Below are 17,911 nucleotides of genomic sequence, written 5' to 3' on the forward strand. Positions count from 1 at the left end.
GTCGCCGAACCGGGAATCGTCCCTTGCGTTGATGGCGGCAACAGTTCGCGATGTCTCGTTAGCGGCAACATTTGCCGCAGCACCAACCAGGTTGAGCGTTTGCAGTGGAACAACTTACACACTGTTACGCGGCACGATGAATTTTTTCGAAATGGCTTCCTTATACTTCGTGCCGAACCTCAACTTCGCCGACTGACATGCGGCGTCACGATGTCGAGAGCATCATGCACAACACTCAATTTGCCAAACCCATCTTCTACATCGCGCTGTGCGCGGCGTTGCCTCTGAGCGGGTGCGTGATGCCCGGCGCAGGCATGCCGTACGGTTCGAATCCAGCGCAGCCAGTCTATGCGCAACCCGCGTACTCCCAGCCGGCTTATGTGCAACCCGCCTATGCACAGCCAGCCGATAGCGCGGGCGGCTATGGAAATGCGCCTCCCGCAAGCTCCGGTTACGGACTTCAGTATGGGGTGATCTCCGCCATTCAACCTGTCGCGACAGCCAACGCAATGAGCCCTGGCAACGTCATGGGCACCGTGGTCGGTGCGGTCGTCGGTGGAGTGGTCGGCAATCAGTTTGGTGGCGGACGTGGCCGCGACGTGGCGACCGTCGTGGGTGCGCTTGGCGGCGCGGTGGCCGGCAATCAGATCGCGCAACAGTACAGCAGTCCAAGCGTGAGCGCGTACCGAATCGTTGTCCAGCTCAATGACGGATCGTCACGCTCCTTCGACGTGGCCAATCCTGGCGATCTCCGTCCGGGCGACCGCGTGCGGATTGACGGCAACCGGTTGGAGCGTTCCTGATAGGTCTCGATGCCGGCATGGCCGCTTGCAGTGCCTGGCCGGTCTTTTCCAACCATGAGCCGGCCGGTCCGACGCCGCCGGCTCTGTCCTGCATGGCCTGATTGCGGCACAGGGTGAGACGAATCGAAACGGAGGTGTTGAAATGAACAGTTTCGATACATGGATCCAGGTTTTCCTGACACACAACGCTTTTCATTCGGTGGCGATGAATCACGCGATCAGAGTGATTGCGGGTCAGGTCATATTCAAGGGCCTCGTGCTCATCCCCATCTTGTGCTGGCTATGGTTCCGTCCCAGTCGGCGTACCGAATGGGAGCGCGAGATGATCATCGCGACGATTGCGAGTGGCCTTCTAGCGCTCGCGATCGGCAGACTTCTTGCGCACTACTTGCCGTTTCGCGTGCGGCCGCTCTATAACCCCGCGTTGCACCTGGACTTTCCATCGGTCGGTCTGCAGGAGGCCGTCGTGCGCACATGGAGCTCCTTTCCGAGCGACCATGCGCTGCTGTGGATGTCGGTTGCGATGGGCATCTTTCTCGTCAGTCGCCGGGTCGGTGCACTCGCGCTGCTTTACACAGCCGTGTTCATCTGCATGCCGCGCGTTTATCTCGGGTTGCACTATCCCACCGATGTACTCGCGGGAGCGGTGCTCGGCATTGCCATCACCTATATCGCGACCCGGGACGCTGTCAGAGCGCGCTACGCAGCGCCGATCCTGCGATGGATGAACGGGTCGCCTGGGCCTGGTTACACGTTGGCGTTTCTTTTGTGTTTTGAACTGATCACCCAGTTCGACGAACTGCTTCTATTCCTGCGGGCGGGTTTAAAAGCGTTTTAAGCGAAATATCGTTAGCGATACGATGGCGTGGCGTTCACGCTGCATGCTCAGCGCATCGCTTGTCTTCTCTGCTCAATCATCGTGTCGCGTCTGCGTGAATCGCATCGGCTTCGAGCAGTTTGCCGTTCAGTTGTCGAATTCCTTTCGACAGCAACAATAGTGAGCCAGACAAGCTCAGACCCAGCAGACAAACAAACAGAGTCCCCCGCGGCCCGATGCTCGAACTTGCCGCCAGTCCTCCGAGCAGCGTTCCAACGGGATCGACTCCCCAACTGATAAAGCGGGTAGTGGCGGTGATTCGAGACAGGTGCTGGTTGTCCACTGTGACCTGGCGAACTGTCTGTTCGACAATCAGATGAACGACAATCAGGAAGTCCCACGCGGCCAGGCTGCATGCGATGACGGTTGCGCGCCCAGGAAATGCGAGTTCGTCGGCGAGCAAAACAGGCGCTCCCAAGGGGCCAATAATCAGCAGAGAACCCACTAGCGCGGTGCGCGGCCCAAGCATCTCAATCAGCCTCGGTGCACAGAGCGCGGCAAGCAGGCCGAACAAGCCGACGACTGAAATGAGACTGCCGAACGAGACTGCTGAGAATCCTAATTCCTTTATTGCAAAAAAAGAGAACACTGTGAAAAACGCGGTATGAAAGAGATTGAAGGCGCCGGCGGCTATCGCGATCGCCTTGTGGATGTCGCTTCGCCAAAGCAGTTTGATACCCTCCGCGATGTCGGAAATGTGGGAGCGCTTTTCGTTCGTCTCCTGCTTCGCGGCACGTAGAGAAGCGCCTTTAAGGCTTAGCGTACTGGCAAGATATAAGGCAGCGTTGGCGAGAAATGCGGCACTGGCCGAAAGCGTCTGCAAGAGCCATCCCGCGATCGCAGGCCCGATCGCGAACGCTGTCGAGTTCAAGGCCTCAAACCAGCTGTTTGCCTTCGTTAGTCTGTCCCGGTGAACGATCGTAGGAATCACCGCTACAACCACGCTGTCGAAAAGAAGCTTCACGGCCGATAGTCCAAAACTAACCAGACATAGAGCTGCGATACTCAACTGATCTAACAGAAACAGAAGTGGCACGACTCCAACCAGAAGCAAGCGGGCGATGCCGCACCAGAAGAGAGTCCTTGTACGCTCCCAGCGTTCTGCCAGAGCGCCAGCCGATAAACCAAGCATCAACGGGGCAGCCGTACCGGCAGCCGCAAGCATGCCAACCTCTACCGAGCTCGCGTCAAGAGAAGCCATGGCGATGAGCGGCGTCGCGACCAGCAGCATTGAGCTGGCGGTCGTGTTCAACGCTTCGGAAGCAAGCACTCGAGAAAAAGCATTCCCTCTATCGGTATTGCCGATGGTCATTGTTTTTAGCTGAAAAAGGGGTTTAGAGACGCGTCATTCGGCGATGACCCAAGATAACGAAACCGTAATCCTGGGGTAAGAGTCGGGTCAAGATGCTTCTCCAACAATGGGAACCGTAGCAAGCATGTTTAGCCACGATTCCCAGGAGAGCATCATGAAATTTCTTACAGCAGTTGCCCTTGCGGCCCTCAGTCTGCCGTTCGGCGCCAATGCATTTGCACAAACCTCGACACCCGGTCTCACGCGCGCCGAAGTTCGCGCGCAGCTTGTCGAGGCCCAAGCGGACGGATTGGTGCCTTCACCCAGAAACGACTATCCGCCGAGCGCACAGACTATCGCGCGCAATCGGGAAATCTACGCTATCCAGCATCAGGAGAGCGCTGGCACGGCTTCTGCGTCGGCGAGCGCGCCGCGGACTTCCGGTGCCGCTGCGGACTGATGAACCAACTTGCCGCCATTCGCATATTTGCCAAGGTCGCCGAGTGCATGAATTTCGCCGAGGCGGCTAAACAACTTGGCATCTCGAGCTCGGTCGTCACGCGCAGCGTGGCGACACTCGAGCAACATCTCAGTGTGCGCCTGATCAATCGGACCACCCGCCGCGTGTCGCTGACGCCGGCCGGCCAGTTGTACTGGGAGCACTGCGGGGAATTGCTCAGGCAGCTTTCCGCGATGGACGAGTGCGTGGCAACGACCGCGCATCAATCGGGAGGCATGCTCCGTATCGCCTCGTCGTCTTCTTATGCCACGACTGATCTGCCGGAGGTACTGGCGGCTTATCGGCTGCAAGAGCCGCGCATGCAGTTCGACTTGACGGTTTTCGAGAACATGGCGGAAGTCACCGTGACGAACTTCGATCTTTGCTTCAGCGCCGAGCGCCGTCTGCGCGACTCCTCGCTGGTTTGCCGTCAGCTCGCGCACACGCGGGACGTGATTGTCGCGAGCCCTGCCTATCTTTCGCACCGGCGTGCGCCGCGCACGCCGGCAGAACTCTCTTCGCACGATGTACTCGTGGCCTCGGACTCGCCCAGCCGTTACTGGGAGTTCCGCGACCAGCACGGCGCGCATCGCGTGGTCGTACGGCCTATCCTGAACATGCAGAGCCCGCTGCTGGTGAAACGCGCAGTGCAGGCAGGCCTCGGCATAGCGCGCCTGCCAAGGTCGCTCATTCAAAGCGAGTTGGCGGACGGCACCTTGCGGCCGCTGCTCACGCAGGTCGAATTGTGCGGCGACGAGCGCACCGTCTGGGTTCTCTACTCCGGCCAGCCGCACATGGCGCTGGCGCTCAGAAGTTTTATCGACTTCGTGGTCGAACGCTACCGTCAAGCTGCTGCGGAAAACAAGCGGGAGATCGTCGCGACCGTGGGACTGGCACAACACCATTTTGGCAACACTGAATTGCTGTAGGGCGGCATTTTGGAGGTCCTAAAGTGCGAGCACCTGTCGCCGACATGCTTCTCTCTTCGCCATGGCGCGACTGAGATGCCGGTGAGGTTCTTACACATTCAGGAGGCTACATTCATGAAGCGTATTCTAGTTGCGGGTGCAACGATCGGTTGTGCGATCGTCCCAATGGCAGCCATGGCGCAAAGCAGCGTCACGCTGTATGGCCTGATCGACGAAGGTCTGAACTACACGAACAACACCAAAGGTCATTCCGCTGTGCAGATGGAAAGCGGCTTTGCACAAGGCAGCCGGTGGGGCGTGAAAGGCACCGAAGACCTGGGCGGCGGAACCAAAGCGGTCTTTCAGCTGGAGAACGGTTTCGACGTCAATTCGGGCGCACTTGGCCAAGGTTCGCGGATGTTTGGGCGGCAGGCTTATGTCGGCCTGAGCTCGGCTCAATTCGGAACGCTGACGATGGGGCGCCAATACGATTCTGTCGTCGACTTTCTCGCACCGCTCACTGCGAACGGCAACTGGGCGGGCTATCTCATGTCGCATCCGTACGATAACGACAACACCGACAATTCGTTTCGCCTGAATAACAGTGTCAAGTACACGAGCAACACCTACGGCGGATTATCGTTCGGCGGTCTTTACGGCTTCAGCAATCAGCCTGGCGGCTTTGCGAACAACCGCTCGTATAGCCTCGGCGCACAATACGTGGGCGGCGCCGTTTCAATTGCCGCGGCGTATATGCAGATCAACCATGCCGGCGCAAACGCCGGCGGTTCGCTCGCGACCGACGATACCGACTTCTTCGCCGGCCGTCAGCAGGTCTGGGGCGCCGGCATCAACTATACGATCGGCCCGACGGTACTCGGCTTCGTGTACAGCCACACGACACTCAACGACGCGACGGGATCCGTGTATGTGGGCAACTTCGCGAACACCGCGAGCAGCCTGAAGTTCGACAATTTCGAACTGAATGCCAAGTACCAGTTCGCGAAGAACGCTTACGTCGGTGCGATGTATAACTACACGCTGGGTCACTTCAATAGCGCGGCCGGCGACTCCAAGCCGAAGTGGCATCAAATCGGCTTGATGGCGGACTACAACCTGTCGGTGCGCACCGACGTGTACGTGCAAGGCATGTATCAACACCTCGCGGGAGGAGACGCGTCCGCCGCGCCGCTCAACACCGCGTTTATCACGGGGGCGGACGCCCCGTCGTCGACCGCGAATCAGGTCATCGCGCGCGTGGGTATTCGACACCAGTTCTAAGGCCGACTGGTTCGCGACGACGGCAGGGCCCGGCATCCCGGGCCCTTTCACGTATCCGGTCTATCCAGGATTCACCGTCCGGGGCGCCTCACGCCGAGCGCACGCGCAGCCATTGCGCAATGGCGATTGCGGCCAGCAGCAGCGTGCTCGTCATGGCGATCACCCCATACCAGCCGCACAGGTTCCAGAACACGCCGCCGAGCGAGCCGACCACGCTCGATCCGAGGTAGTAGGCAAACAGATAGAGTGACGACGCCTGTGCCTTGCCCGTCTGCGCGCGGGCTCCGACCCAGGCACTCGCGACCGAATGCGTGCCGAAGAATCCGATGGTCAGCACGGCGATGCCGACGACGATCAACCAGAGTTCGCCGGACAAGGTGATCAGCGTTCCGGCCAGCATCAGGGTCAAGGTAACCGGCAACACGGCCCGGCGGCCGAGCCATCCCGACAGGCTGCCCATCCACGCCGAACTGACGATACCGCAGACATAGACCGCGAAAATCAGGCCAATTTCCGTCTGGCTGAGCGAGAACGGCGGCGCGATCAACCGGTAGCCGACGTAGTTGTACACCGTCACGAAGGCGCCCATCAGCAAGAAGCCCTCCGCGAACAGCCATGGCAGGATGCCGTCGCGCAAGTGCGTGCTGAATGCCCGCGACAGCGGCGCGAGGCGAAGCTCACGCCGCGTGAAGTGACGCGATGCCGGCAGGTAGCGCCAGAGGATCGCGGCGCACATGACCCCGAGCACGCCGATCACCGTCACGGCGGTTCGCCAGCCCCAGATATCGGTGATCACGCCCGTCAGCAGGCGACCTGCCATTCCGCCGAAACCCGTACCGCCGACGTACAGCCCCATCGCCAGACCCAGTGAACGCGGATGCATCTCTTCGCCGACATAAGCCATCGCAACCGCCGGCAATCCGCTGAGCGCCACGCCCATCAGAGCGCGGACCGCGAGCAGCGTCGGCCAGTGCGGCAACACGGCGCAGACCAGCGTGAGAACACCCGAAAGCAGCAACGACACCACCATGATCGGCTTTCGGCCCCACGCTTCCGACAGCACGCCGGCGGCCAGCATCGACACCGCCAGAAAGCCGGTAGTCAGCGACAGGGCCAGGCTGGCGCCCGCGGCGCTCACGCCGAAGTCCTCGGAGAACAGCGGCATCAGCGGCTGCACGCAGTAGAGCAGGGCGAAGGTCGCAAATCCGGCGGCAAACAGGGAGAAATTGGTGCGCCTGAATGCAGGCGTGCCGTGTTCGATTTTCTCGGCCGCCTCGCGCGGTATGGAGGCTGCCTTGATTACGGCCTCCACCGCATCGACGCTCTGTTCTTGCATGACTCGCTCACTCCCGCTGAAAAATGGCTTTCGAGCGTGAATGATCGAACTTCGTCATGTCGGTGTCCAATATCGATTTCGTGGAAATTGATACATAATTCATATCATGGATCTACGCCGAATCCGCTATTTCATCGTGCTGTCCGAGGAGCTGCATTTCGGCCGGGCAGCCGTGCGCCTGAACATGGCGCAGCCCCCGCTCAGCCAGCAGATTCGTGTGCTCGAGGAAGAGTTGGGCGCGCGGCTTTTCGAGCGTAGCAACCGGCATGTGGAGTTGACGGCGGCGGGCAAGGCGCTGTTGCCGGAGGCCCGCGCGCTGGTCGCGCAGGCCGAACGTGCGGGCATCGTCACGCAGCGGGCCCAGCGCGGCGAAGTGGGCGAACTGCGGGTCGGGTTCACCGGCTCGGCTGCATTCAGCACCGTCATTCCGCAACTGATCTTCGAATACCGACGTCGTTTGCCGGGCATGCACTTGCGGCTGGAGGAACTGACCACCCGGCAGCAATTGACGGCGCTGCTCGAACGGCGGCTGGAGGTCGCGTTCGTGCGCGGGGTGACACTCCCGGACCTGCCGCCGACCCTGCAGGCCACACGTCTTTTCGAAGACTCCCTGGTGGCGGTGCTGCCGTCGCAACATCCGCTGGCCGCGAGCCGGGCGGCGCTTTCCGTGGGCGCGCTGAAGCATGAAGCATTCGTCATGTATCCACGCGAGAGCGGCACCGGAGTGTATGACCAGATCGTCGCCCTGTGCCGGCAGTCCGGGTTTGCGCCGCAGGTGGCGCAGGAAGCGCGGGAGGCGCCCACTATCGTCGGATTGGTGGCGGCTGGGCTTGGCGTTGCATTCGTGCCGGCCTCCCTGCGCTGCATCAACGTCAATGGTGTGGTTTACCGGCCGCTGCGCGAGAAAGGCGCGCGCTCCGCGATGTGGCTGGTGCTGCGCGCCGGCGAACTGTCGCCGCAGGAAGCGCTGTTCGCGGAACTTGCCGGCGAAATCGGTCCGGGTTGATCCGTCCGCACCGCTTGATGATCCGGAGTGCAAAGCTTGTCCGCGTGACCTGAAGGTCGCGAATACAGCCTGAAGGGCGGTCGAAAAGGCGGTCGGCAGCGTGGCCAGAAGCGTGGCCAGAAGCGTGGCCGGCAGCGTGACCAGAAGCGCGACCAGAAGCGTGACCAGAAGCGTGACCAGAAGCGTGACCAGAAGCGTGACCAGAAGCGTGACCAGAAGCGTGGCCGGCAGCGTGGCCGGCAGCGTGGCCAGAAGCGTGACCGGCAGCGTGACCGGCAGCGTGACCAGAAACGCGACCAGAAACGCGACCGGCGGCGGGCCAGGCCAACTGCCGGACGAATAGCAAGTAATCGATGACTCGCCTTCCTCCGGGCGCCTGAAACGTTCCCCTTCCCGCGCCCGCGGCACCCCGCTCCAGCCGCGCCAGACCAGCACGCATTCGCGTTCAATATTATGGAATACCATAATATTGAAACGCTTGCGCCGGCTCATTTGATGGAATACCGTAATACCAACCGCGACATTCCTGCGGTCGGCACGAAGCGGTGCGTCCAGCTCCACTGCGCCCGCGGCACGACAGATTCGTCGTTTTCCTGCATACAGGGTCGATCATGAAATTCTCGTTGTTTCTGCACATGGAGCGGTACGACACGGCGACGCCGCACCGGCAACTCTTCGACGAACTCACCCAGCTGGTCCAGATCGCGGAGCAAGGCGGATTCGAGACCGCCTGGATCGGCGAGCATCACGCGATGGAATTCACGATCGCGCCCAATCCCTTCATCAATCTCTCGTATCTCGCGGCGCGCACCGAAACAATCCGCCTCGGCACCGGCACGGTCATCGCCCCGTTCTGGCATCCGATTCGCCTTGCCGGGGAGGCCGGCATGGTCGACGTCGCGAGCAATGGGCGGCTCGACCTGGGCATCGCGCGCGGCGCCTATTCCTTCGAATACGAACGGCTGCTGCCGGGCCTCGACGCATTCGGTGCAGGCGCGCGGATGCGTGAGCTGGTGCCCGCGCTGCGGCAGTTGTTCAGGGGCGACTCCGCGCATCAGGGCGAATTCTGGTCCTGGCCATCCACCACGCCGGTGCCGCGCCCGGTCCAGCAACCCGCGCCGCCGATGTGGCTCGCGGCCCGCGATCCGAATTCGCACGAGTTCGCTGTGCGCAACGGCTGCAACGTGCAGGTCACGTCGCTGGCCGCGGGCGATGGCGAAGTAGTCAGCCTGATGGAGCGCTTCAACGCGGCCTGCAAGGCGAATCCCGACGTGCCGCGGCCGCAGATCATGATGCTGATGCACACCTTCGTGGGCGCGGATCCGGCCGAAGTGGACGCCGCCGTGGAAGATCTGAGCCGCTTCTATTGCTATTTCAGCAAATGGTTCAAGAACGAGCGTCCGGTCCAGCAAGGTTTCATCGAGCCGCTGACGGCAGAGGACATCGCGTCGTTTCCGCAATACGCGCCGGAACAGATTCGCAAGAACCTCGTGATCGGTCAGCCGGCGGCGGTGATCGAGCGGCTGAAACAGTATGAAGAACTCGGTTTCGATCAATACAGTTTCTGGCTCGACAGCAACATGAGTTTCGCGCGCAAGCGCAAGTCGCTCGAACTGTTCATCTCGGACGTGATACCCGCGTTCGAGTCCCGCGGCTGAAGCTGGATGTCTTGCGCGACGACATCCAGCCACGAGGAGCGGATTCCATGTTGAAGTCTTTCCAGCATTACATCGACGGCGAGTTCAGCGACGCTGCCGAAACCTTCGAGAGCATCAACCCGGCCACCGGCGACGCGTGGGCCACAATGCCCGCGGCGAGCGCCGCCGACGTCGATCGTGCCGTGCGGGCCGCCGACCGCGCACTGTTCGCGCCCGCATGGGCGGACCTGAGCGCGAGCCAGCGCGGCAAACTGCTGTACCGGCTGGCCGACCTCGTCGCGGCAAACGCGCAGGAACTCGCGGAACTCGAGACGACCGATACCGGCAAGATCATCCGCGAGACGCGCAGCCAGATCGGTTATGTCGCCGAGTACTACCGTTATTACGCAGGTATCGCCGACAAGATCCACGGCGCCTTCCTGCCGGTCGACAAACCCGACATGGACGTGTTTCTGCGCCGCGAGCCGGTTGGCGTGGTCGCCGGCATCGTGCCGTGGAATTCGCAACTGTTTCTCTCGGCGGTGAAGATCGGTCCGGCCCTCGCGGCCGGTTGCACGATCGTGATCAAGGCGTCCGAAGAGGGTCCTGCGCCGCTTCTCGCCTTTGCGCGGCTAGTGCATGAAGCCGGCTTTCCGGCGGGCGTGGTGAATATCCTGACGGGCTTCGGTGCGGATTGCGGCCGTGCGCTGACGAGTCATCCGCTGGTGGCGAAGATCGCGTTCACGGGTGGGCCGGAAACGGCACGCCATATCGTGCGCAATTCCGCGGACAACCTCGCCGCGACTTCGCTAGAACTCGGCGGCAAGTCACCGGTGCTGGTATTCGACGACGCCAGCGTGGAAAGCGTCAGCAACGCCGTGATCGCGGGGATTTTCGCGGCGACGGGGCAGAGTTGCGTCGCGGGTTCGCGGCTGCTGGTTCAGCGCGGCATTCGCGATCGCCTGGTGGCTCGCCTCGTCGAGAAAGCTCGAGCCATCAAAATCGGCGATCCGCAAGACGTGGCGACCGAGATGGGTCCGCTCGCCACGCGCAGGCAGCGCGACCATATCGAGGCGGTGCTCGCCGCGAGCCTTGCCGCGGGCGCCACGCTGCTGACCGGCGGCACTCGCCCGGCGGCGCACGAGAAAGGTTTCTTCTTCGAGCCGACGATTGTCGACTGTGCCGACGCCAGGGTGCCGAGCGTGACCCAGGAACTGTTCGGACCGGTGCTGAGCGTGATGAGCTTCGACACCGAAGCCGACGCCATCGCGCTCGCCAACGACACGAAGTACGGGCTGGCCTCAGGCGTGTTCACGCGCGATCTCACGCGCGCCCATCGGCTCACGCGCCGGCTGCGCGCGGGCATTGTCTGGGTGAACACTTATCGCGCCGTTTCGCCGATCGTTCCGTTCGGCGGCTATGGGCTGAGCGGGCTGGGCCGCGAAGGCGGGCTCGATGCGGTACTCGACTACACCCGCACCAAATCCGTCTGGATCCGAACCTCGGACGAGCCGATCGCCGATCCTTTCGTCATGCGCTGAAGAGGGCACGATGTATTACGAAATTCGCACGTACAAGATCAGGACCGGCGCCGTGCCGGCCTATCTGAAACTCGTCGAGCAAGAGGGTATCGAGTTGCAGAAACGCCATCTCGGCGAACTGGTGGGTTATTTCTTTTCGGAGATCGGGCCGCTCAACCAGATCGTCCATATGTGGGCCTACCCGAGCCTCGACGAACGCGAGGCGCGCCGTCAGCGTCTTGCTGAAGATCCCGCGTGGCAGGCATTCTCGCCGAAGATCCAGGCGCTGCTGGAAACGATGGAGAGCAAGATCATGAAGCCCGCGCCGTTCTCACCGCTCAAATAAAAAAGCCGTTCTCTGCCGATCCTGTCCGGATCGCTACGTTTTCATTTTAAGGAGTATTCCTCATGAAAGAAGTACTACGTTGGCGCGCACTTGGCCTTGCCCGCGCAGTGGCGGTGACGGCGATCGTCTCGGCTGCCGCGCCTGTTTTCGCCGCCGACGCGCCGATCGTGTTCGCCAGCTGGGGCGGCACGACCCAATCCGCGCAGCAGAAGAATTGGGCCCAGCCTTTTACCCAGGCGTCCGGCGTGCAGGTGCTGATGGACGGCCCCACCGACTACGGCAAGCTCAAGGCGATGGTCGATAGCGGCAACGTGCAATGGGACGTGGTCGACGTGGAGGGCGATTTCGCCTATGCGGCATTGCGCGACGGACTCGTCGAGCCGATCGACTATTCCGTGGTGAACCGGAGCGACCTCGATCCGCGCTTCACGTCGGCGGGAGCGGTGGGCAGCTTCTACTACTCGTTCGTGCTCGGCTACAACAAGGCGGCGTTCAAGAGCGGCGGTCCCGCCAACTATGCGGACCTGTTCGATACCAAACGTTTCCCCGGCAAGCGGACCTTCTACAAGTGGTCGGCGCCGGGCGTGCTTGAAGTCGCCTTGCTGGCCGACGGCGTGCCGCCGAACAAGCTCTATCCGCTCGACCTCGATCGCGCGTTCAGGAAACTCGACACGATCAAAAGCCAGATCGTCTGGTGGAGCGGCGGCGCGCAGTCGCAGCAACTGATGGCTTCGGGCGAAGCACCGATCGGCGTGTTCTGGAACGGCCGTCTGCACGCGTTGCAGCAGACCGGCGTGGATGTCGGCGTGTCGTGGAATCAGAATCTGACGGCGGCCGATATGCTGGTGGTGCCGAAAGGCGCGAAGCACAAGGCCGAGGCGATGAAGTTCCTCGCGAGCGCAACCGGTCCGCAGGCGCAGGCAAATTTCGCCGCTGAAACAGGATATGCACCGGTCAATCTGAAATCGGCGGCGCTGCTGTCTGCCGATGTCGCCAAGACTCAGCCTGATCAGTACAAGGCGACGCAGATCAACCTCGACATGAAGTACTGGGCCGACCACCGCGACGAGATTGCGAAGCGCTGGTATGCGTGGCAGTCGAAATAAGGCGGTTGCCGGCCGAACACATCGAGGGAGTCGTCATGTCGAATGCATTGAGTACCGTCGCCGAGCCTGCCGTGGGTAAGCTGCAACTGGGCGCCGGATTCAGGACCGCGCGGCTGGTGTTGCCGGCGGTGCTGCTGCTGATGGTGTTCTTTCTGTTGCCGGTGCTGTCGCTGCTGCTGCATAGCGTGCTGGAACCGAGCCCCGGATTGCAGAACTATACGCAGTTGTTCGGTTCGACGACTTATCTGAGAGTATTCGGCAACACGTTCTTCGTGGCCACGGTGGTGACGGCGGTGACCCTTGTGATCGGTTTTCCGACCGCGTGGTTGCTGGCCATCGCGCCGCGCTGGATCGGCAAGCTGGTGTTCGCGATCCTGCTGCTTTCGATGTGGACCAACCTGCTGGCGCGCACGTTCGCGTGGATGGTGCTGCTGCAGCAAACCGGGCCGATCAACCGTCTGCTGATGTGGCTCGGGGTGATCGACGCGCCGCTTACTCTCGTCAACAATCTGACCGGCGTCACGATCGGCATGACCTACATCATGCTGCCGTTTCTCGTGATGCCGCTGCACGCCACACTGCGCGCGATCGATCCCACCACGCTGCGGGCCGCCGCCATCTGCGGGGCCAGCCGTTGGCAGGCTTTCTGGCGCGTGCTGGTGCCGCTTGCGATGCCGGGCATTGCGAGCGGCGCCCTGATGGTGTTCGTGATGGCGCTCGGCTATTTCGTGACGCCTGCGCTGCTGGGCGGCCCGGAATACATGATGCTCGCCGAACTGATCGCGCAACTCGTGCAGCAATTGCTCAACTGGGGGCTTGCGGGCGCCGCGGCCTTTGTGCTGCTGCTCGTCACGCTGTCGCTCTATGCGCTGCAGTTGCGCTTTTCCGGGCGCGCGGCCGGTGCTTCAGGAGTCCACTGACATGCTGCTCGATTTCGATCGCCTCGGACCGTTGCGTTGGCTGCTCCTGGCGGTCGGCGCGTCTGTGTCGCTGTTCCTGTTGTTGCCGGTGCTGTTCATCGTCGCGTTGTCGTTCGGCAATTCGCAATGGCTGATGTTTCCGCCGCCGGGCTGGACCCTCCAGTGGTATCGCCTGCTGCTCTCCGATCCCGGCTGGCTCGATTCGCTGATGACCAGCGTCGAGCTGGGCCTCGTGGTGATGGTGCTGTCGGTGACGCTGGGTCTGTTCGCTTCGCTCGCGCTGACGCGCGGCAATTTCCGCGGGCGGGCGCTGCTCAAGGCATTTTTTCTCACGCCGATGGTGTTGCCGGTCGTCGTGCTCGCGGTCGCGTTGTACGCATTCTTCCTGCGCATCGGCCTGACCGGCACGCTGGTCGGCTTCGTGATCGGGCATCTGATCATTGCGCTGCCGTTTTCGATCATCGCGATCAGCAACTCGCTCGAAAGCTTCGACACCACGCTCGAAGATGCCGCGCTGATTTGCGGCGCGGGGCCGTTCGAAGTGAAGTGGCGCGTCACGCTGCCCGCAATTCGTCTCGGCCTGTTCGCGGCGGCGATCTTTTCGTTCCTCGCCTCATGGGACGAGGTGGTGGTGTCCATTTTCATGGCAAGCCCGACGCTGCAGACCTTGCCCGTGCGGATCTGGAGCACGGTGCGGCAAGACCTGACGCCGGTGATTGCCGCCGCATCGTCGCTGCTGGTCGGACTGACCGTCGTGCTGATGTTGCTGGGACTTGTACTCAAGCGTACTCAAGCGAGGTAAATCGTGAGCTCACCGTTTCTGCAGATTCAACGGCTTCGCAAGACCTACGATCAGGTCGTGGCCATCGATCAAGTCTCGCTCGACATCAGGAAGGGCGAGTTCATGACTTTTCTCGGACCCTCGGGTTCGGGCAAGAGTACGACGCTCTACATCGTTGCGGGTTTCCAGTCGCCCACCGAAGGACGCGTGCTGCTCGACGGCAAATCGCTGCTGTCGGTCGCGCCGAATCGACGCAACATCGGCATGGTGTTTCAGCGCTACACGCTGTTCCCGCATCTGAGCGTCGGCGAAAACGTGGCGTTTCCGCTGCGCGTGCGGCGCTTGCCAGACGCCCAGGTGAAGTCGAAGGTCGAACAGATGCTCAAGCTCGTGCATCTCGGCGATTGCCGCGACCGCATGCCGGGGCAGTTGTCGGGCGGCATGCAGCAACGCGTGGCGATCGCGCGCGCATTGGCCTACGACCCGCCGGTGCTGTTGATGGACGAGCCGCTTTCCGCGCTGGACAAGAAGCTGCGCGAGGAATTGCAGACCGAGCTGCGCCGCATTCATCAGGAGACTGGCGTGACGATCCTCTACGTGACCCACGATCAGGAGGAGGCCTTGCGCCTGTCCGACCGGATCGCGGTGTTCAACAAAGGGCGTATCGAGCAGGTCGGAACCGGCGAGGATCTGTACGCACAGCCGGCATCGCGTTTCGTCGCGAGTTTCGTCGGCAATTCGAATTTTTTGCCGGTCACGCTGGCAGACGCCAACGGCGGATCGCACGCGGTGTTCCCGAACGGCAAGCCGGTGCAGGTGGGCAGTTTCGATCGCGCGCTGAGTGCAGGCAGCGACGGCGCCTTGATGCTGCGTCCCGAGCAGATACGGATTCGCACGCAGCCCGTGCAAAGCGCCGACGGCAGTTTGCCGGTGACGGTGCGTGACGTCACCTATCTGGGCGACACCATGCACTATTCGGTGGCGACGCCGTGGGCGCAGGAGATCGCGGTGCGCGCACCGGCCGGTTTGCGCGAAGCGAACCTGGCGGTCGGTGCGCAAGCATGGCTCGACTGGGATAGCGTGAGCGCCCGGGTCTTTCCTGTCTGAGAGCCGCGCACTTCGGATTTGCCGGGTGTCGGCTATGCGATACTATGGGATTCCAAAAACCACGATATCCGGACGTCGCCCGGAGACGGGAGAGAGTCATGATGGATCAAATGCGTGTCGACCGCAGTGCGCCGACGCTGCGCGAACTGACGCTTGAGAAATTGCGCGAAGCCATTTCTCAGGGCTTCTATCGGCCCGGCGACCGCTTGATCGAGCGTACGCTGTGCGATCAACTCGGCGTGAGCCGCACGGTGGTGCGCGAGGTATTGCGTCACCTCGAAACGGAAGGTCTGGTCGAAACCGGCTCGCATTCGGGTCCGATCGTCGCGAGGCTCGATCCGGCGCAGGTCGAGGAAATCTACGAAATCCGCGCGCTGCTGGAGTCCGAAGCCGCGCGCGCCTGCGCCGAGCGCGCCACGCCTGCGCTGGTGAAGCAGCTGCGCGATATCCGCAAGGAGATCGAGGACGCGTTCGACAAGGCGGACTTCAAGCGCGTGTTGCTCAACACCGAACATTTCTACGAAACGATGTTCACCGGCGGCCAGAAGCTGATGATGCATCAGGTGGTCAAGTCGCTGAACGCGCGGATCAACCAGTTACGCTCGGTGACGATTTCATCGCCTGGGCGCGGCACGGATTCGAATCGTGAGATGAACAAGCTGCTCGCGGCCATCGCGAAGAAAGATGGTGAAGCGGCGGCTGCCGCATCGCTTGAGCACGTGAGGCGCACCGCCGGCATCGCCATGGCGGCGCTCGCCGAAAAGGAAGCCGCAACCAGCGACTGATCCACAGTCCGGCAGCAAGGCAGGAAGCCGTCCGTCGAGCCGTCGATTCCGACGGCTTTTTTTCGCCCGCGATTTTTGACAGCGATGTTCGCCTGCGGTGTTCGACCGCGGTGTTTGGCGGTGAATCGCGGCTCGTTCCCGTACGTCCACCCCACCCCCGCGTAAACCCGCCGACGCCTGAAAATTCTTGCGTACAATAATATGGAATACCATAATACCTTCAAGGCGCTGTCGCATGAGGCCATGGCGCAAATGCCCACGGAGAAAGTCTTATGAAGCTCGAGATTCGCAAGCTGGTCACCTATGTGGAAGACACCTTCATCGAGGGTGGGAAAGCGGCCTCGAAGCCGCTGAAGCTCTTCGCTGCTGCCGCCGTGCTGCGCAACCCCTGGGCGGGACGCGGTTTTGTCGAAGATCTGAAGCCGGAGATTCACGGCCTCGCGCCGCAACTGGGCGAAATCCTGACGGCCGAAATCCTGCGCATTGCCGGCTCCGGCGCGGCTGTCGAGGGCTATGGGAAAGCGGCGATCGTCGGCACGTCGGGCGAGGTCGAACATGCGTCGGCGCTGATTCATACGCTGCGTTTCGGCAACAAATTCCGCGAGGCGGTGGGCGCGAAGAGCTATCTGAGCTTTACGAATCTGCGCGGCGGCCCGAATTGCCCGGTCACGATCCCGCTGATGCACAAGGGCGACGAGGGCATGCGCTCGCATTACCTGACCGTCCAGTTCTCGATCGTCGATGCGCCCGCGCCCGACGAACTCGTGATCGCGCTGGGCGCGTCGATCGGCGGCCGGCCGCATCACCGCATTGGCGACCGTTATCAGGATCTGAAGGAGCTGGGGTCCAATGAAGCCTGAGACCGTCATCGAGCGTGCGTCGACGAGCGGTACGTTCGACGGCACGGCATACAACGTGACAGGCGAGGGCGCGGCACTCGTGCTGATCCACGGTGTGGGGATGAACCGCAGCGTGTGGGCGCCGCAAGTGGCCGAGTTGCAGGCGCACTTTCGGGTGGTGTCGTACGACATGCTGGGACACGGCGCGAGCCGTCTGCCGGCGGCCGAGCCGACCCTCGCCGAATACGCCGCGCAACTGGCTGCGCTGCTCGACCATTTGCAGATCGGGGCGGCGCATGTGGTCGGTCATTCGATGGGGTCGCTGATCGCGCTGGAATTCGCGTTGCGTTATCCGGAGCGGGTGGCGAGTGTCGTCGCGCTCAATGCGGTCTACGACCGCACGCCGACGCAGCGCGCCGCGGTCATGCAGCGGGCGGCGTCGCTCGATACCGGCGGCATCGAACAGCCGAGCATCGACGCGACGATCGCGCGCTGGTTCGACGATCCGGTGCCGGGGCATCTTGCGGACGTGGCGGAGTTGGTGCGTTCGCTGCTCGAGTCGGTCAATCCGGAGGGGTATGCGCGGACCTACCGGCTCTTTGCCAGTTCCGATCGGGCGCACGTTGGCCGTTTGCCGCAACTCGGCATGCCGGCGCTTTTCATGACCGGCGAATGCGATCCGAACTCGAGCCCGGCGATGTCGCAATCGATGGCGGCCGCCGCGCCCAACGCGCGCGCCGAGATTGTCGCGAACGAGCGGCACATGATGAACGTGACGGCGCCGGCGGTGGTGAATCAGCGGCTTCTGCATTTTTTCAGCGAAGTCAAATGAAGCGAAGTGGGAAGTGAAGCGGGAAGTGAAGCAAGAA

At 62.2% G+C, this 17,911-nt stretch carries 18 protein-coding genes; 16 read left to right on the forward strand and 2 right to left on the reverse strand.

Annotated elements, in window-relative coordinates; genetic code table 11:
• Positions 1 to 224: 224 nt before the first annotated feature.
• Together DLM46_RS21445 and DLM46_RS21450 are read left to right on the forward strand one after the other, a co-directional pair.
• Positions 225 to 803, forward strand: coding sequence for a glycine zipper 2TM domain-containing protein (locus DLM46_RS21445; RefSeq protein ID WP_115103643.1), 579 nt, complete (start codon positions 225 to 227; stop codon positions 801 to 803).
• A gap of 142 nt (positions 804 to 945) precedes the next feature.
• Entirely contained in the window at positions 946 to 1,641 is a 696-nt protein-coding gene (locus DLM46_RS21450) for a phosphatase PAP2 family protein (protein ID WP_115103564.1), read from the forward strand.
• 76 nt (positions 1,642 to 1,717) lie between these two features.
• Here the strand turns inward: DLM46_RS21450 and DLM46_RS21455 are convergent, their stop codons facing one another.
• On the reverse strand, positions 1,718 to 2,992 hold the full coding sequence (locus DLM46_RS21455) for an MFS transporter (RefSeq protein ID WP_115103566.1): 1,275 nt from the start codon (positions 2,990 to 2,992) through the stop codon (positions 1,718 to 1,720).
• 154 nt (positions 2,993 to 3,146) lie between these two features.
• Between DLM46_RS21455 and DLM46_RS21460 the strand changes: the two genes are divergently transcribed.
• The 3 genes from DLM46_RS21460 (at position 3,147) to DLM46_RS21470 (ending at position 5,659) form a co-directional block, all read left to right on the forward strand.
• Positions 3,147 to 3,431, forward strand: a complete 285-nt coding sequence (locus DLM46_RS21460; RefSeq protein WP_115103645.1) for a DUF4148 domain-containing protein — start codon at positions 3,147 to 3,149, stop codon at positions 3,429 to 3,431.
• Positions 3,431 to 4,399: a LysR family transcriptional regulator gene (locus DLM46_RS21465; protein WP_115103568.1), complete on the forward strand. Its 969-nt coding sequence runs from the start codon at positions 3,431 to 3,433 to the stop codon at positions 4,397 to 4,399. Before DLM46_RS21460 ends, DLM46_RS21465 begins: the two co-directional genes overlap by 1 nt.
• 114 nt (positions 4,400 to 4,513) lie before the next feature.
• The gene (locus tag DLM46_RS21470) at positions 4,514 to 5,659 is read left to right on the forward strand and encodes a porin (RefSeq protein WP_115103571.1); all 1,146 of its coding nucleotides are present in this window, start codon (positions 4,514 to 4,516) and stop codon (positions 5,657 to 5,659) included.
• Between the two features lie 88 nt (positions 5,660 to 5,747).
• Here DLM46_RS21470 and DLM46_RS21475 read toward each other — a convergent pair whose 3' ends face one another.
• A complete protein-coding gene (locus tag DLM46_RS21475) occupies positions 5,748 to 6,995 on the reverse strand; it encodes an MFS transporter (RefSeq protein WP_115103574.1) in 1,248 nt (415 codons plus the stop codon).
• Positions 6,996 to 7,101: 106 nt separating this feature from the next.
• Here DLM46_RS21475 and DLM46_RS21480 point away from each other — a divergent pair, with 106 nt between their 5' ends.
• The 11 genes from DLM46_RS21480 (at position 7,102) to DLM46_RS21530 (ending at position 17,874) form a co-directional block, all read left to right on the forward strand.
• Positions 7,102 to 8,001: a LysR family transcriptional regulator gene (locus tag DLM46_RS21480; RefSeq protein ID WP_115103576.1), complete on the forward strand. Its 900-nt coding sequence runs from the start codon at positions 7,102 to 7,104 to the stop codon at positions 7,999 to 8,001.
• Positions 8,002 to 8,612: 611 nt separating this feature from the next.
• Positions 8,613 to 9,659: an LLM class flavin-dependent oxidoreductase gene (locus DLM46_RS21485; protein ID WP_115103578.1), complete on the forward strand. Its 1,047-nt coding sequence runs from the start codon at positions 8,613 to 8,615 to the stop codon at positions 9,657 to 9,659.
• 47 nt (positions 9,660 to 9,706) lie between these two features.
• Positions 9,707 to 11,179 carry an aldehyde dehydrogenase gene (locus DLM46_RS21490; protein WP_115103581.1) on the forward strand — a complete coding sequence of 491 codons (1,473 nt, stop codon included), beginning with the start codon at positions 9,707 to 9,709 and terminating at the stop codon, positions 11,177 to 11,179.
• Between the two features lie 10 nt (positions 11,180 to 11,189).
• Positions 11,190 to 11,504 (forward strand): NIPSNAP family protein, encoded by a 315-nt coding sequence (locus DLM46_RS21495; RefSeq protein ID WP_115103582.1) that lies wholly within the window; start codon positions 11,190 to 11,192, stop codon positions 11,502 to 11,504.
• 62 nt (positions 11,505 to 11,566) lie between these two features.
• On the forward strand, positions 11,567 to 12,610 hold the full coding sequence (locus DLM46_RS21500; RefSeq protein ID WP_115103585.1) for an ABC transporter substrate-binding protein: 1,044 nt from the start codon (positions 11,567 to 11,569) through the stop codon (positions 12,608 to 12,610).
• Between the two features lie 35 nt (positions 12,611 to 12,645).
• Positions 12,646 to 13,530 carry an ABC transporter permease gene (locus DLM46_RS21505; protein ID WP_115103587.1) on the forward strand — a complete coding sequence of 295 codons (885 nt, stop codon included), beginning with the start codon at positions 12,646 to 12,648 and terminating at the stop codon, positions 13,528 to 13,530.
• A gap of 1 nt (position 13,531) precedes the next feature.
• Complete coding sequence (locus tag DLM46_RS21510) at positions 13,532 to 14,332, forward strand: ABC transporter permease (RefSeq protein WP_115103589.1); 801 nt, start codon at positions 13,532 to 13,534, stop codon at positions 14,330 to 14,332.
• A gap of 3 nt (positions 14,333 to 14,335) precedes the next feature.
• Positions 14,336 to 15,418 (forward strand): ABC transporter ATP-binding protein, encoded by a 1,083-nt coding sequence (locus tag DLM46_RS21515; RefSeq protein ID WP_115103591.1) that lies wholly within the window; start codon positions 14,336 to 14,338, stop codon positions 15,416 to 15,418.
• 101 nt (positions 15,419 to 15,519) lie between these two features.
• Positions 15,520 to 16,203 carry a GntR family transcriptional regulator gene (locus tag DLM46_RS21520; protein WP_115103648.1) on the forward strand — a complete coding sequence of 228 codons (684 nt, stop codon included), beginning with the start codon at positions 15,520 to 15,522 and terminating at the stop codon, positions 16,201 to 16,203.
• A gap of 272 nt (positions 16,204 to 16,475) precedes the next feature.
• The gene (locus DLM46_RS21525; protein WP_115103593.1) at positions 16,476 to 17,063 is read left to right on the forward strand and encodes an amino acid synthesis family protein; all 588 of its coding nucleotides are present in this window, start codon (positions 16,476 to 16,478) and stop codon (positions 17,061 to 17,063) included.
• The gene (locus DLM46_RS21530) at positions 17,053 to 17,874 is read left to right on the forward strand and encodes an alpha/beta fold hydrolase (RefSeq protein WP_115103595.1); all 822 of its coding nucleotides are present in this window, start codon (positions 17,053 to 17,055) and stop codon (positions 17,872 to 17,874) included. The genes DLM46_RS21525 and DLM46_RS21530 overlap by 11 nt, the downstream gene beginning before the upstream one ends.
• Positions 17,875 to 17,911: the final 37 nt, after the last annotated feature.

Source organism: Paraburkholderia lacunae (assembly GCF_003353175.1).
GTDB classification, from domain to species: Bacteria; Pseudomonadota; Gammaproteobacteria; order Burkholderiales; family Burkholderiaceae; genus Paraburkholderia; species Paraburkholderia lacunae.